The organism is Rhodovulum sp. (assembly GCF_011048875.1).
GTDB classification, from domain to species: domain Bacteria; phylum Pseudomonadota; class Alphaproteobacteria; order Rhodobacterales; family Rhodobacteraceae; genus Rhodovulum; species Rhodovulum tesquicola.
Map to the genome: position 1 here is coordinate 1 of NZ_DSDD01000462.1, position 13,894 is coordinate 13,894.

Annotated in this window: 14 protein-coding genes; all 14 read left to right on the top strand. The window is 68.0% G+C overall.

Annotation, left to right across the window (positions count from 1 at the left end; translation table 11 throughout):
- Window positions 1-433 precede the first annotated feature (433 nt).
- Window positions 434-1,738 carry an ABC transporter substrate-binding protein gene (locus ENN83_RS15710; RefSeq protein ID WP_287188654.1) on the top strand — a complete coding sequence of 435 codons (1,305 nt, stop codon included), beginning with the start codon at window positions 434-436 and terminating at the stop codon, window positions 1,736-1,738.
- Between the two features lie 36 nt (window positions 1,739-1,774).
- Window positions 1,775-2,698, top strand: coding sequence for a branched-chain amino acid ABC transporter permease (locus tag ENN83_RS15715; RefSeq protein ID WP_287188656.1), 924 nt, complete (start codon window positions 1,775-1,777; stop codon window positions 2,696-2,698).
- Window positions 2,695-3,633, top strand: a complete 939-nt coding sequence (locus ENN83_RS15720; RefSeq protein WP_287188658.1) for a branched-chain amino acid ABC transporter permease — start codon at window positions 2,695-2,697, stop codon at window positions 3,631-3,633. The genes ENN83_RS15715 and ENN83_RS15720 overlap by 4 nt, the downstream gene beginning before the upstream one ends.
- Complete coding sequence (locus tag ENN83_RS15725) at window positions 3,630-4,355, top strand: ABC transporter ATP-binding protein (RefSeq protein ID WP_287188660.1); 726 nt, start codon at window positions 3,630-3,632, stop codon at window positions 4,353-4,355. Before ENN83_RS15720 ends, ENN83_RS15725 begins: the two co-directional genes overlap by 4 nt.
- Window positions 4,348-5,043 carry an ABC transporter ATP-binding protein gene (locus ENN83_RS15730; protein ID WP_287188662.1) on the top strand — a complete coding sequence of 232 codons (696 nt, stop codon included), beginning with the start codon at window positions 4,348-4,350 and terminating at the stop codon, window positions 5,041-5,043. The genes ENN83_RS15725 and ENN83_RS15730 overlap by 8 nt, the downstream gene beginning before the upstream one ends.
- Before the next feature lie 140 nt (window positions 5,044-5,183).
- Window positions 5,184-7,253: a methyl-accepting chemotaxis protein gene (locus ENN83_RS15735; protein ID WP_287188663.1), complete on the top strand. Its 2,070-nt coding sequence runs from the start codon at window positions 5,184-5,186 to the stop codon at window positions 7,251-7,253.
- A gap of 423 nt (window positions 7,254-7,676) precedes the next feature.
- Window positions 7,677-7,967: a hypothetical protein gene (locus ENN83_RS15740; protein ID WP_287188665.1), complete on the top strand. Its 291-nt coding sequence runs from the start codon at window positions 7,677-7,679 to the stop codon at window positions 7,965-7,967.
- Window positions 7,967-8,335, top strand: a complete 369-nt coding sequence (locus ENN83_RS15745; RefSeq protein ID WP_287188667.1) for a response regulator — start codon at window positions 7,967-7,969, stop codon at window positions 8,333-8,335. Before ENN83_RS15740 ends, ENN83_RS15745 begins: the two co-directional genes overlap by 1 nt.
- A gap of 2 nt (window positions 8,336-8,337) precedes the next feature.
- The gene (locus ENN83_RS15750) at window positions 8,338-10,569 is read left to right on the top strand and encodes a chemotaxis protein CheA (RefSeq protein ID WP_287188669.1); all 2,232 of its coding nucleotides are present in this window, start codon (window positions 8,338-8,340) and stop codon (window positions 10,567-10,569) included.
- Window positions 10,544-11,011 carry a chemotaxis protein CheW gene (locus tag ENN83_RS15755; RefSeq protein WP_287188671.1) on the top strand — a complete coding sequence of 156 codons (468 nt, stop codon included), beginning with the start codon at window positions 10,544-10,546 and terminating at the stop codon, window positions 11,009-11,011. Before ENN83_RS15750 ends, ENN83_RS15755 begins: the two co-directional genes overlap by 26 nt.
- Window positions 11,008-11,910, top strand: coding sequence for a CheR family methyltransferase (locus ENN83_RS15760; RefSeq protein ID WP_287188673.1), 903 nt, complete (start codon window positions 11,008-11,010; stop codon window positions 11,908-11,910). Before ENN83_RS15755 ends, ENN83_RS15760 begins: the two co-directional genes overlap by 4 nt.
- A gap of 2 nt (window positions 11,911-11,912) precedes the next feature.
- Window positions 11,913-12,299, top strand: a complete 387-nt coding sequence (locus tag ENN83_RS15765; RefSeq protein WP_253089365.1) for a response regulator — start codon at window positions 11,913-11,915, stop codon at window positions 12,297-12,299.
- Window positions 12,296-12,673: a hypothetical protein gene (locus ENN83_RS15770; RefSeq protein WP_287188676.1), complete on the top strand. Its 378-nt coding sequence runs from the start codon at window positions 12,296-12,298 to the stop codon at window positions 12,671-12,673. Before ENN83_RS15765 ends, ENN83_RS15770 begins: the two co-directional genes overlap by 4 nt.
- Window positions 12,674-12,752: 79 nt before the next feature.
- Window positions 12,753-13,894: cache domain-containing protein (locus tag ENN83_RS15775; protein WP_287188678.1), on the top strand; the 1,142-nt coding region annotated here is incomplete at its 3' end.

Here is a 13,894-nt window from a genome sequence, read left to right on the forward strand (position 1 = left end):
CGCGTCCTGCCCCTGGCCCGGGCAAGGCGTGGCCGGGCGCGAGTTCTATTGCTGCACGACACAGGAAGGGCAGCAATGCTGCTCGCCCGAGCTTGACGAGAAGGGCCTGCCGACCGGCTGCGACTGTCGGCCCCAATAGGCGGGCCTGCGTCCTTCTTCTGGCCCCAAATATCCCCGCCGGAGGCAGATCCGAGCAAGCGGCGCAAGCCGCTGGCGAGACAATGCAATGCGCCGCAGGCGCGCAACCTGATTTCCATGCCGCCGGGCGTCACCGATTCGCCGGGCCGCGCTTCTGTCGGGGCAGGGCGGGCAGGCCCCTGTTCCGGCGGGCTCTGCGGCGCCGCGGGACCGTCAGACATGGACAAAGCCCGCGCAGCCCGACAGACTGGCGCACAAGGCGCCACAACGCCGTTCCTTGCCGGGGGATGAAGCCATGTCAGATCCGACCAAACCGGGCGCCACGCCCGCCGATCCCGCCCGCCGCGCCGCGCTGAAGACGCTGGCCGGGGCGGGGACCGCCGCTGCCGCGCTGCCGCTCTGGGCGCGCTACACCCATGCCCAGAGCGCCGCGCCGATCCGCGTGGGGTTCCAGATGCATGCGACCGGCATCGGGGCGGCCTATGGGCGCTGGTATGACCGCACCACGCAGGCCGCGGCGCGGGTGATCAACGCGGCGGGCGGCATCAATGGCCGGCCGCTGGAAATCGTGACCGAGGATGACGGCACCGACCCGCGGCGCGGGGCCGAGGTGGTCGAGAAATTCGCCAACCAGCATCGGGTGGACGTGGCCTTCGGCACGCTGTTCAGCCATGTGGTGATCGGGTCCGCCCCGCGGGCTGGCGAGTTGAAGCTGCCCTATTTCGCGGTCTCCGAGGGTCATCACGTCGCCAGCGGAATGCTGAACCGCTGGACGTTGCAGCCCGGCATCACGGATGTCAAAAGCCAGGTTCTGGCCGTGGCGCCCTTCGTGGCCGAGACGCTGGGCAGGAAGGTCACGATGATCTTTCCCGATTACGCCTTCGGCCATGACCATCGCGACTTCTTCTCCGAGGCGATCGCGGCGCAGGGCGGCGAGGTGATCGCCAAGCTGGCGATCCCGCCCACCGAGACCTCGTTCACCAGGTATTTCCCCCGCATCCCGCGCGAGACCGAGGTGATCTATCACGTCATGGTCGGCCCCGCGGTGCTGACCTTCGTCAAGGAGATGGGCGAGTTCTTCGGCCCCTCGCGCCCGGCGATCTTCGGCTTCATCGATAGCCTGGAGGCGGTGGACCTGCGCAGCCCCGGGCTCGACTTCCTGGAAGGCACCTATTTCTGGGAGGGGATGCCGCGTTACGTCCAGCCCGACCAGACCGAGTTCGACCGCCATTTCCGCGCCGAAGTCGGCATCGACGAGAATGGCGCCTCGGCGAGCGATCCGCGCGACGTGTCGACCTATGCCCATATGTTCGGCTGCTGGGAGACGCTTTACATCATCAAGCGCGGGATGGACGCGGCGGGCTATGCCGGGCCGCAGGATCGCCAGAAACTGGTCGAGGCGGTCGAGGCGATGACCGACATGGCGGAATCGAACGAGCATCCGCAGGGCGCCAAGCTGTTCAACGGGCGGACGCACCAGGTATTCGGCCAACAGCATGTCTCCAGGCTGGAAAACGGGCGTCTGGACGTGGTGCGCACCGTGCCGCTGGAGGAGACCTTCTATCCCGACGAGGTGGATTACACCGCGCGCCCGTTCTGAGCGCCGCCCGTCCCCCCGACAGGAGAACGCGACCGCATGGAGTTCGGTCCCTACCTGATGCTGGCCGCGCTGGAAGGCGCGGTGACGGCCGCGGTGCTGGCGCTGATGGCCGCGGGGCTGAGCCTTGTCTTCGGGGTGATGCGGGTGGTCAATGTCGCGCATGGCGAGTTCTACATGCTGGGCGCGGTGCTGGCCTTTGTCGTCGCGGGCATGGCGGGCGGGGGCGCCCTGGGGTTCGTGGCGGTACTGGTCGCGGTGCCGCTGATCGTGGCGGCGCTGGCGGTAGCGGCCGATGTCACGGTGCTGAAACGGGTGGGCTATGACCCCGAGCGGACCATCGTCGCGACCATCGGGATTCTCTACATCGTTCAGCAGGTGACGCTGATGGGCTATGGCCCGGATGCGCGGCCGGTGGCGGCCCCCTTCAACCAGCGCATCGCGCTGCCCTGGGTCGAATGGGGCGCGGGCGGCCCGTCGCTCTACTGGCCCTGGGGGCTGTCGATCACCTCTTACAAGCTGTTCGTGATCGGGGCGGCGGTCGTGGTTCTGGCCTTGCTGTGGGTCCTGATGACGCGCACGCGGATCGGGCTGGTGATGCGCGCCACGCAACTGGATCGCGAGACAGCGCAGGCCTTCGGCATCCCGGTGGAGCGGGTCTATGCGCTGGTCTTCGGGCTGGGGGCGGGGCTGGCGGCGCTGGCGGGCGTGCTGATCGTGCCGATCCAGCAGGCGCATTACCTGATGGGGGGCGATGCGCTGCTGCTGTCCTTCATCGTGGTGATCATCGGGGGCCTGGGCAGCCTGTCCGGCACGCTGATCGCGGCACTGCTGATCGGGCTGTCGGATGGCATCCTGTCGGTTTTCTTCTCGCCGACGCTGGCCAAGATCGTCGCGACGCTTCTGGTGGCCCTGGTGCTGGTGTTCCGCCCGCAGGGGCTGATGGGAAAGCCTGAGCGATGACTGCCCGGATCCTTGCGCTGCATGGCGGGTTGCTCGCGCTGTTGCCGGCGCTGCATTTCCTGCTGCCGGTCTATCACCATGGTAACCTGGCGCGGATCATGGTGCTGGCCTGCTATGCGATCGGCTACAACCTGCTGTTCGGCTATACCGGGCTTCTGAGTCTTGGCCATGCGATGTTCTTTGCAGCCGGAATGTACGGGATGGGGATGGCGCTCTACCATCTGGGGCTGGGGGCGGAACTGGCCTTTCTGGCCGGGATCGCGGCGGCCGGGGGGTTGGCGCTGGTGGTCGGCCTGCTCGCCCTGCGCACGGTGGGCGTGGCCTTCATGATCGTGACGCTGATGTTTTCGCAGGCGTTCTACCTCGCGATCCTGCTGGCCGCGCGCTGGACGCGGGGCGACGAGGGGCTGGTGCTGGCCGGGGCGGACCGGGTGCTTTTCGGGCTGGACCTGACCGATCCGGATATCCGTTTCCTGCTGGCGCTGGGGCTGTTCGCGCTGTGCCTGTCCGCGACGCTGTGGCTGGTGCGGCGGCCCTTTGGCCGGGTGCTGGTCGCGATCCGCGAGAACCCCGAGCGGGCCGAGTTGCTGGGCTATGACATCTTCCGCCACAAGCTGGCGGCGGTGGTGATGTCGGGGCTGTTCTCGGGCGCTGCGGGGGCGGCCTACGGGTTGATGTTCGGCTATGTCGGCGCCAGTTTCGCCGAGGTGCATTTCTCGATCTTCCCGCTTCTGTGGGTGCTGCTGGGCGGCGCGGGAACGGTGATCGGGCCGTTCTTCGGCGTGCTGTTCATGTTCTACCTGATCGACATCTCGTCGGGGCTGACGCCGGCCTACATGCTGGTCGCGGGCGTGGCGCTGGTGCTCCTGACGCTTTTCGCGCCGCAGGGGCTGATGGGCGAGGTGCGGCGGCGCTGGCTGCGGTGGCTGCCATGAGCGCGCTGCTGTCCACGCGGGCGCTGTCGAAATCCTTTGCCGGGCTGCGCGCGGTGCATGAGGTCGATTTCGACCTGGAACCGGGCGAGATCCGGGCGCTGATCGGGCCGAACGGGGCGGGCAAGACCACCTTCGTCTCGATGCTGATCGGGCGGGTGGCGCCCACATCGGGGGCCATCGTGTTTGACGGGCGCGACATCACCCGGCTGCCGGCGCATGCGCGGGTGCGGCTGGGCATGGCCTACACGTTCCAGATCACCTCGGTCTTCGCGCGGCTCGACGTGGCCGAGAACGTGGCGCTGGCCGCGCGGCGCAGGCTGGGCGGCGACCGGGCCGCGGTGGCGCGCGAGACGGCGGCGGTGCTGGAGCGCGTGGGTCTTGGCGCCCATGCGGGCGCGCTGGCGGGCGATCTGAGCTATGGCCACCAGCGGCTTGTGGAACTGGCGATGGGGCTGGCGCAGACGCCGCGCCTGCTGATCCTGGACGAGCCGACGCAGGGGCTGGCCGAGGGCGAGATCGCGGCGTTCAGGCGGCTGATCCGCGATCTGGCCGCACAGACCACGATCCTGCTGATCGAGCACAACATGGGCGTGGTCATGGCGCTGGCCGACCGGATCACGGTGCTGGATTTCGGCGAGGTGCTGGCCGAGGGCAGCCCGGCCGAGATCCATGCCTCGGCCACGGTGCAGGCGGCCTATCTGGGGACCGGCGCGGATGCTTGAGGTGACGGGCATCGACGCGGGCTATGGCCCGGTGCAGGTGCTGCGCGGGCTGTCGCTGGCCGTGCGGGCGGGCGAGATCACCTGCCTGCTGGGCCGCAACGGCGCGGGCAAGACCACGACGATGAAGGCGATCATGGGGCTCTTGCCGCTGAGCGCGGGCCGGATCGCGCTGGAGGGCGAGGATATCGGCCGGTTGCCCGCCCATGAGGTGCCCCGGCGCGGGATCGGCTATATCCCGCAGGGGCGGCGGCTGTTTGCCGAGCTGACGGTCGCGCAGAACCTGGAAATCGGTCTGATGACGCGGAACAGCCCGCGCCATGTGCTGACCCGGGTGCTGGATCTGTTCCCGCGGCTGGCCGACCGGATGGGCCAGCGCGCCGAAACCCTGTCCGGGGGCGAACAGCAGATGCTGGCGACCGCCCGCGCGCTGTGCCTTGAGCCGCGGGTGCTGTTGCTGGACGAGCCGACCGAGGGGCTGCAACCCTCGATGATCGAGGCGATAAGGCAGGTCGTGGTCCGGCTGAAATCCGAGGGCGTCGCGATCCTGCTGGTGGAACAACGGCTTGACGCGGTCCTGTCGGCCGCCGACCGGGTGGTGTTTGTCGAGAATGGCCAAAGCCGCGAGACGGTGGACGCCGCCGATCTGCGCGCCCGGCCCGAGGTTCTGAAACGCTATCTGGGCGTCTGAGGCGCCCCGCAGCGCGGGATCGGTAAAATCTGAAGGATCCCCGGCAGGCGGCTTAAGCCCGAAGTAACATCTGTTCTGAATGCTTCCTCGCGCGTGCCGATGTTTCGCGGCGCCCGGTCCCGGACAAGGGGGAGCGTTCCATGTCCTTCAGAACAAGAATTATCCTGGCGATTTCCGTGTCGGTCCTGATGACCGCCGGACTGGTGCTGGCGCCGATGCTCTGGGGCATGAAGGGCCTGATCGACCGCGGCACGCTGCGCGAGCTGGACCAGTTCGAGCTGCGCCTTCAGGCGGCGATCGAAGACCGGATCGGCAGCGCGCTGACCACCGCCGCCCTTGTCGCCGCGATCCCCGAGGTGCAGGAAGCCGCCGCCGCGCAGGACCGCGACCGGCTGGCCGCGCTGTTCGTGCCGGGGTTTGCGCAGATGCGCGCCGAGCACGGCATCGTGCAGTTCCAGTTCCACGAACCGCCTGCCACCTCGCTGTTCCGGGTGCATCAGCCCGACCGGTTCGGCGACGACCTGTCGGCTTTTCGCAAGACGGTGATCGAGGCCAATGCGCGCAAGGCGCCGATGGCCGGTCTGGAACGCGGCCGGGGCGGGCTGGGCATTCGCGGCATCAGCCCCCTGGCCCATCAGGGGCGGCATGTCGGCACGGTCGAGATCGGGCTCGATCTGGATGCGGCGTTCTTTCAGGGGCTGGTGCGCAACAGCGACACGCAGCTTGAATTCTACATCCTGCCCGATGACAGCATCGCGGGCTTTTCGGCCACGGATGCCACGGTCCAGCGCGCGGTGGCCACCATCGCCGGTGACCCGTTGCTGACGCCCGCTGCGGCAGAGGCGGCCGAGGACGAGGCGAACGCCGCGCGCGAACTGCAAATCGCCGGGCAGAGCTATGCCGCGCGGATCATTCCGGTGGCCGATTTCGCGGGCAATACCGCGGGGCTCGTGCATGTCATGGTGCCGCGCAGCGCCTATCTGGCGATCGCGGGGCAGATGCGCCTGCTGGCCTTCGGGGCCGGGGCGGTGGCGCTGCTGGCGGGGTTGGGCCTTGCGGTGCTGTTCGGCGGGCAGATCTCGAAGGCGCTCTTGCGGATGATCGCCAAGATGCGGCGGCTGGCCGGGGGCGATCTCGACCTCGATTTCCAGGCCGATTGCAAGCTCGGCGGCGAGATCGGGCAGATGGCCGAGGCGCTGGTCCATTTCCGCGAAAGCATCGCCAAGGAACATGCGCTGAAACGCGACCGCGACGCCGCTCAGGCGCATCAGAAGGCGGTGGTGGACACCCTGGCCGAGGGGCTGAGGCGGCTGGCCGCGGGCGATATGGGGGCGCATATCGACGCCGATCTGGGCGAAGGCCACGACGCGCTGCGCCGCGACTACAACGCTACGGTTGCCAGCCTTGGGGAACTGATCTCCGACATCACGGATTCGGCCCAGACGATCAATGCCAGCGTCGCCGCGATCAACGGCTCGGCGCATGAGCTGTCGCAGCGGACCGAGAATGCGGCTGCCACGCTGGAAGAGACCGCGGCGGCGCTGCAGGATCTGACCACCTCGATCGGCGCCACCGCCGAGGGCGCGCGCGGCACCGACGCGATCGGCCGGGATGCCATCGGCAAGGCCCAGTCCGGCGCGCAGATCGTGGGCGAGACGGTGCACGCGATGGGCGAGATCGACGCCTCGGCCGGAGAGATCGCGCGGATCGTCCATGTGATCGACGACATCGCCTTCCAGACTAACCTGCTGGCGCTGAACGCGGGCGTCGAGGCGGCGCGGGCGGGCGGTGCGGGCAGCGGTTTCGGCGTCGTCGCCTCGGAAGTGCGGGCGCTTGCCCAGCGCACCGCCGAGGCCGCCCACGAGATCGGCGCGCTGATCTCGTCCTCGGGCGAGAAGGTCAAGCTGGGCGTGGGCCTTGTCGGGCGCACCGGCGAGGCGCTGGATGCCATCGTCGCGGCGGTCGAGAGCGTCACCGACCGGGTCAGCGAGATCGCCAAGCTGGCCGCAGAGCAATCCGTGGGCCTGGGCGAGATCAACATCGCGGTCGGCCAGCTCGACCAGGTGACCCAGCACAACGCGGCAATGTTCGAGGAGACGACGGCGGCGAGCGACACGCTCCGGGCCGAGGGCGAACGGCTGCGCGCGCTGGTGGCGCGCTTCAATGCGGCCGCTCACGGGGCGGTGCCGCTGCGCGCCTCGGTGGCCTAGCGGCGCCGGTCGCCCGCATGCGGCGCAGGGGCACGTCGGCGGGCGGTTCGACCATGATGCCCCCCGGACCGGCTGTCCCCCCGACGCGTCCCGGGTCCGCCCGTTTCGGCCTCTGGCCCTTTCCCGCGCGGCGCATTCCCCGGATCGGCCCGGATGACCCGTGCGAATCGGCTTGCCGCCCCTCCCGGCGACGGCCCCTGGCCCCCCGACAGGCTGGGCCCCGCGCCGGCGATGACATGCCCGTGCCACCGAGACGTCCATCCGCCGCCCAAAAACCGGCCCATCGGGCGGCGATAGGCAGGGGCTCCGCGGGGTGCCTTTGTGGGGGGGCGGGCCGGACGGGACATGTTCACCAGTTCTTAGGCTTCGCGGGCTTAGACAGACAGAGACATTGGTTGACACACAGGAAAACGGGGATTCGGAATGGAGCCTGATCGTCACCTGGATCTCGATATCCGCGATCCCGCCCGGGCCGACGCGCCCGGCAAGATCGTGAAGGCGGTGCTGGGGGGCGGGCCGCATGCCGTGACCCTGCACGCCGACGGGGCCGATGCACCCACCGCGCTCGCGGCCCAGCTTCTTGCCTTTCTCAGACGCCATGTCGAGGCCGGCGGCGGCAGTTTCGACATCGTCGAGCCCTCCGAGCGCTTCGTCGAGGGGTTGCGGCTGCTTGGCCTGGGCGAGGCGATTCTCGGCACCGAAGGAGTGCAGTAATGATCAACATTCTTGCCATTGACGATTCCCTGACCATGCGAGAGATGGTGTGCGAGGTGCTGAGCTCGGCCGGCTTCTCGGTGACCACGGCGAATGACGGCGTGCATGGCGTCGACGTGTTCCAGCAGGACCAGTACGACGCGGTCATCACCGACATCAACATGCCCAAGATGGACGGGTTCGGCGTGATCGAATCGATCCGCGGCGGCGGTGTGAACGCGCGCGTGCCGATCCTGGTATTGACCACCGAAAGCGGCCCCGCGCTGAAGGAACGCGCGCGCAATGCCGGGGCGACGGGCTGGATCGTCAAGCCGTTCGAGGACGAGGGCCTGATCAGCGTGATCCGCCGTGTGACGGGGGTGCGCTGACCATGTCCCGCGATGATCTCAAGGCCACTTTCTTCGCCGAGTGCGAGGACCTTCTGGAACAGCTGTCCGAAGGCTCGCAGAACATGATCGCCGGCAGTGCCGACGACGACACGGTGAACGCGATCTTCCGCGCGGTGCATTCGATCAAGGGCGCGGCCGGGGCCTTCGGGCTGGAGAACCTGGTCACCTTCGCCCATTGCTTCGAGACGGTGCTCGACCGGGTGCGCTCGGGCGAGCTGGTGCCCGATACCGATGCGCTGCACACGATCCTGCGCTCGAGCGACATGCTGGCCGACCTGGTGGAACTTGCCCAGGCCGACAGCACCGAGATCCCCGAAGCGATGCCCGCCATCCTCGACAAACTGAACGAGCTGTCGGGCACGGCGGCGGAGGACGCGGGGGACGCCGCGGCGGACATGGACTTCTTCGGGTTCCAGCCGCTCGTTCTGGACCCGCTCGGCGAGGAGGGGGACGAGCACACGGCGCCCGCGCAGGCGGGCGAGACCTGCTTCCGCATCCGGCTGACCGCGTCCTCCGATCTGTTCCGCAACGGCCATGACCCGGTCCTGCTGTTCTCCGAACTTGCCATGCTCGGCCATTTGGAGACCCGCTGCGACCTGTCGGCGCTGCCCGAGGCGGACGCGTTCGACCCGGAGCGGTGCTATCTCAACTGGGACCTGACGCTGCGCGGGCAGGTGACCGAGGATGCCGTGCGCGACGTCTTCATGTTCCTCGAGGATCTCTGCCAGATCGAGGCGGTCGACGATCCCGGCGCGGACGGGGCCGAACCCGTGCCGGACCTCTCGCCCCCGTCCGTGGCCGAAGAGACCGCGCCGCCGCAGGTGCAGTTCCGCGCCGCCGCCCCGCGCGAGACGCCACCGGCGCCGATCGAGCTGGCGCTTGGCGCCGAAACGCGCGCCCCGGTGTCCGCCGAAACGCGCGCCCCGGTGGCCGCCGAACCGGTCAACCCGGCGAAGGGCGCCGCGAAGGCCGCGTCACCTGTGCCGCAGACCACGCTCAGGGTCGATCCCGAACGGGTGGATCGGCTGATCAACACGGTGGGCGAACTGATCATCAACCAGGCGGTGATCGCGCAGAAACTGCAGGAGACCGGGCTGGCCTCGAATTCCGACATCATGAGCGATCTGGACGACTACCAGTATCTCGCCCGCGAGTTGCAGGAAGGCGTCATGGCGATCCGCGCCCAGCCGGTCAAGCCCCTGTTCCAGCGGATGCAGCGCATTGTGCGCGAGGCCGCCGACAAACTGGGCAAGGAGGTCGTCCTGGTTGCCGAAGGCGAGGGGACGGAGATCGACAAGACCCTGGTCGAGCGTCTTGCCGAACCGCTGACCCACATGATCCGCAACGCCGTCGATCACGGCATCGAAAGCGCCGAGAAACGGATCGCCGCGGGCAAGCCGGTGATGGGCACGATCCGGCTTTCGGCAGCGCATCGTTCGGGCGATGTGCTGATCGAGATCGCCGATGACGGTGCCGGGCTGAACCGCAAGCGCATCCTCGAGATCGCGGTGTCCAAGGGCCTGGTGCCGGCGGATGCCAAGCTCAGCGAGCCCGAGATCGACAACCTGCTGTTCATGGCCGGGTTCTCGACCGCCGAGAAGGTGACCAACCTGTCGGGCCGTGGCGTGGGGATGGACGTGGTCAAGACCGCGATCACCATGCTGGGCGGCAAGGTGACGATCTCCAGCCGCCCGGGCGAGGGCACGCTGTTCTCGATCTCGCTGCCGCTGACGCTTGCGGTGATGGACGGGATGGTGATCCACGCCGCGGGCCAGACGCTGGTCGCGCCGCTCTCCAGCGTGCTGGAAACGATCCGCCCGCGCCCGCAGGATATCGTGCCCTATGGCCGCGAGGGTCGGCTGCTGTCGATCCGCGGCACCTATGTGCCGATCGTGCATCTGGGCAACCTGCTCGGCTTCACCTGCGGGGACGAGATATCGTCGGAGAATATCCTGATCCTGATCCGCTCGGAACGCTCGGGCCATGTCGCCCTTGCCGTGGACGAGATTTCCGACCAGCGGCAGGTCGTGGTCAAGAGCCTCGAGGGCAATTACGGCGTGATCGAGGGGATCTCGGCCGCCACCATCCTGGGCGATGGCCGTATCGCCCTGATCATCGACACAGATGCCATCCTAACCCTTGCCGGAGATCTCGGCCGGGACGTGGCGCTGATAGAGGAGATGCAGCATGGCAAGACCGCAGCAATGGTCTGAGGACGACGTTCTGGAGTTCGTGACCCTGAAGGCGGGCGGCCAGAGCTATTGCATCGAGATCACGCAGATCCGCGAGATCCGGCGCTGGTCGCCGGTGACCGCGCTGCCGCAGGCGGAAAGCGCCGTGCTGGGCGTGATGAACCTGCGCGGGGCGGTGATCCCGATCGTCGACCTGGCCGCGCGGCTCGGGTTGGGCAAATGCGACGCCTCGCCCCGTCACGTCATCATGGTTGTCGCCGTGGGCGACAAGACCGTGGGCCTGCTGGTCGACTCGGTGTCGGAAATCCTGACCGTCAGCGGCGAGCAGATCTGCGAGGCACCCGCCATGGGACACGGCGACCTGCCCAACAGCATCCTCGGCCTGATCTCGATCGAGGAAGGCATGTCGCGCATCCTATCGCCCTCGGTGCTGCTGCCCAGCGCATTGCGGGAAGTCGCATGACCGTGCAGCGTGCCTCTTCCGCTTTCCGGCGTTCCGCGGACATCCCATTCGTCGAAAGCGATTTCGTCCGGATCGCCAGATTCGCGAAGACGGAATACGGGCTGCATCTGGAACCCTCGAAGAAGGCCATGATCCAGTCCAGGCTGGGCAAGCGGATCGTCGTCCTCGGCCTGGAGGATTTCAGCGCCTATCACGCCTATCTTCAGGCCAATCTCGAGCAGGAGAGCGATCACTTCATCTCGGCCCTCACCACGAATGTCACCCATTTCTATCGCGAGCATCACCATTTCACCCAGATCGAGGACGAGGTGCTGCCGCCGCTGATCGCGCGGGCGCGCAATCGCGGGCGGGTGCGGCTGTGGTCGGCGGGCTGTTCCAGCGGGCAGGAACCCTATTCGCTGGCGGGCAGTGTCCTGAAGCTCTGCCCCGAGGCCGCCCGGCTCGACATCAAGATCCTGGCCACCGATCTCGACCCGTTCGTGCTCCGGCGGGCCGAGGAGGGGCGCTATCCGGCCGAGGATTGCAAGACGCCGCCCGGCGACTGGGAGGCGCGCATCTTCGACCCGGCCGAGCGCAACAAGGCGCAGCGCCAGATCCGCCCCGAGCTGCGCCCGCTCATCACCTTCCGGCAGCTGAACATCAACGGCCCCTGGCCGATGCCGGGCCTGTTCGACGCGATCATGTGCCGCAACATGGCGATCTATTTCGACAAGGCTACCCAGCAATCGCTCTGGCTGCGCTTCGCCGAGAAGCTGCCCGCGGGCGGCATGCTCTTCATCGGCCATTCCGAGCGGGTGACCGGCCCGGCCACCGGCTTGCTCGAGACCGCCGGGGTCACCGCCTACCGCAAGTGCGCCCAGGGCGCGCCGAGGCCATCGTTACCAGAAGGAAAGGACTGAAGATGTCGCTCAAGGATTCGCTTCGCGTCATGGTCGTGGACGATATGGCCGTCAGCCGCGGCCTGGTCACCCAGTCGCTGGAGGAGATCGGGATTTTCCAGATCAGCGCGGAAAACAACGGGAAATCCGCGCTGAACCGGCTTGTCGCCGACCCGGTCCACCTTGTCCTTGCCGATCACAACATGCCCGGCATGGACGGGCTGCAACTGCTCGAGGGGTTGCGGCGCAACCGGTCGACCCATCGCATCGGCTATATCCTGGTGACCGGCACGCCGACGCCCGAACTGATCCAGAAAGGCCAGCAACTGGGCCTGAACAACCTCGTCAAGAAACCCTTCACCACCGCCACCATGAAGAAGGCCATCGAGGCCGTGGTAGGCCGGTTGTGACCGCGCCGGTCCGGATCGACCTGCCCGGCGAGGCCGCGCCGCTCGACCTGGCGCGTCTGCTCGGAGGGCTGGGGCATGAGCTCGGCCATGCCGTCGATCTGTTGCGTCGCTATGAACGTGCGGTGCTCGCGCGCACGGGGACGCCCGCACCCTCCGTGGGCGGGGCGCGCGAATTGCAGCTTATCGACCTGGTGATCCAGATCCTCGACGATCTGGGTCCGCTGGCCGAGCGCCTGGCCCGCGCGACGCCCGCCGATACCTGCATTCCCGGCAGCGTGCTCGAGGATCTGCGTCTGGACCAACTGCGCACCCTGTTCGGCGGACCGACCCGCCGCGAGGCGCCCCATTCCGGCGGCCATATCGACGTCTTTTGATCGATTTTGTCGCAGTTTCCAGACCGGGATTCGGCCCGGGTAACCAGATGGCAATCCCTGCCATGGCCTTGTCGGGAGAATGCGTGCCCGCGTGGGGCGTCAACAAGCAGGAGGTCGGACGCATGCCACAGCAGCCAGCCGCAGCGCAGATCGGCCGCCGCCGCGATCCCGGGGCTGCGGCGCCGCGGTCCCGAACCCCGGCTTGCCTCGCGACGGCGACGACGCAGACTCCGCACTCCCGGACTTCATCATGGGGTCCGGTCACCCCGACCATCATCCGGCCCGCCATCGAAAGGGACGAACCATAACACCGATGCTCCACAGTAGTTCCATCCGGATCTATGCGATCGTCGTTCTGGCGCTGCTGCTGTCCCTGGCGCTGGCGAGCTTCCTGATGCTGCGGGAAGTCGAAATCGCCTATGACATGCGCGAGGCCGAACTCGGTGCCCCTTCCGATGCAGCGATCAACCAACTGGCCGATCTCGACCGCCAGGTTGCCGAGGGCACGCTGTCGCTCGAAGCGGCGCGGGACATGGGCCGCCAGACCCTGTCGACCTGTCGGTTCGGGCGAGACGGTTATTTCGTTGCCTTCGACGACGATCCGGTCTTCCAGGCGCATCCCTTCCGTCCGGACTGGATCGGCGCGGATCAGTCCGGGTTCCGGGTTGTGAAGGGCCTGATGCTCTTCCAGGAAATGCACCGGATCGCGAAGAGGGACGGCGCCGGCCGGATCGATTACTGGTTCAACAAGCCGGGCACTGACATCCCGGAAATGAAGATGGGCCATGTTGCTGCCTTCGCACCCTGGGGCTGGATGATCGGCTCCGGTGCCTATGTCTCGGATATCCAGGCCGACCTCGCCGCCAAGCGCAATACCGCGCTTGCGGCACTGGCGGTCGGCCTGCTGTTTCTGGCGGCAACGTCCTACTTTCTGGCGCGCAGCAGTACCGCGCCCCTTGCAACCACGCTTGGCGCGATGAACGACGTGGCCAATGGACGCTACACCACGGTGATCGAGGTCGAAAGCCGGAGAGACGAGTTCGGGGTTCTCGGGCGGAGCCTCTCCGCCTTCCGCGACAAGCTTGCCGCCGCCGAAGCGGCCGATGCCGAGCGCGAGCGGTCGCGCGCGGAGCAGGCGGTTGCGGTGGAGCGGCTGGGGCGGGGTCTGACGGCTCTGTCCTCCGGCGATCTGACGCATCGTCTGGACGAGGCTTTCGCGCC

Bases quoted from the DNA above. Each gene is read 5' to 3' on its own strand.
- ENN83_RS15730 (WP_287188662.1), top strand. From the start codon at position 4,348: ATGCTTGAGGTGACGGGCATCGACGCGGGCTATGGCCCGGTGCAGGTG.
- ENN83_RS15745 (WP_287188667.1), top strand. From the start codon at position 7,967: ATGATCAACATTCTTGCCATTGACGATTCCCTGACCATGCGAGAGATG.
- ENN83_RS15710 (WP_287188654.1), top strand. From the start codon at position 434: ATGTCAGATCCGACCAAACCGGGCGCCACGCCCGCCGATCCCGCCCGC.
- ENN83_RS15755 (WP_287188671.1), top strand. From the start codon at position 10,544: ATGGCAAGACCGCAGCAATGGTCTGAGGACGACGTTCTGGAGTTCGTG.
- ENN83_RS15720 (WP_287188658.1), top strand. From the start codon at position 2,695: ATGACTGCCCGGATCCTTGCGCTGCATGGCGGGTTGCTCGCGCTGTTG.
- ENN83_RS15715 (WP_287188656.1), top strand. From the start codon at position 1,775: ATGGAGTTCGGTCCCTACCTGATGCTGGCCGCGCTGGAAGGCGCGGTG.
- ENN83_RS15750 (WP_287188669.1), top strand. From the start codon at position 8,338: ATGTCCCGCGATGATCTCAAGGCCACTTTCTTCGCCGAGTGCGAGGAC.
- ENN83_RS15735 (WP_287188663.1), top strand. From the start codon at position 5,184: ATGTCCTTCAGAACAAGAATTATCCTGGCGATTTCCGTGTCGGTCCTG.
- ENN83_RS15740 (WP_287188665.1), top strand. From the start codon at position 7,677: ATGGAGCCTGATCGTCACCTGGATCTCGATATCCGCGATCCCGCCCGG.
- ENN83_RS15725 (WP_287188660.1), top strand. From the start codon at position 3,630: ATGAGCGCGCTGCTGTCCACGCGGGCGCTGTCGAAATCCTTTGCCGGG.
- ENN83_RS15760 (WP_287188673.1), top strand. From the start codon at position 11,008: ATGACCGTGCAGCGTGCCTCTTCCGCTTTCCGGCGTTCCGCGGACATC.
- ENN83_RS15765 (WP_253089365.1), top strand. From the start codon at position 11,913: ATGTCGCTCAAGGATTCGCTTCGCGTCATGGTCGTGGACGATATGGCC.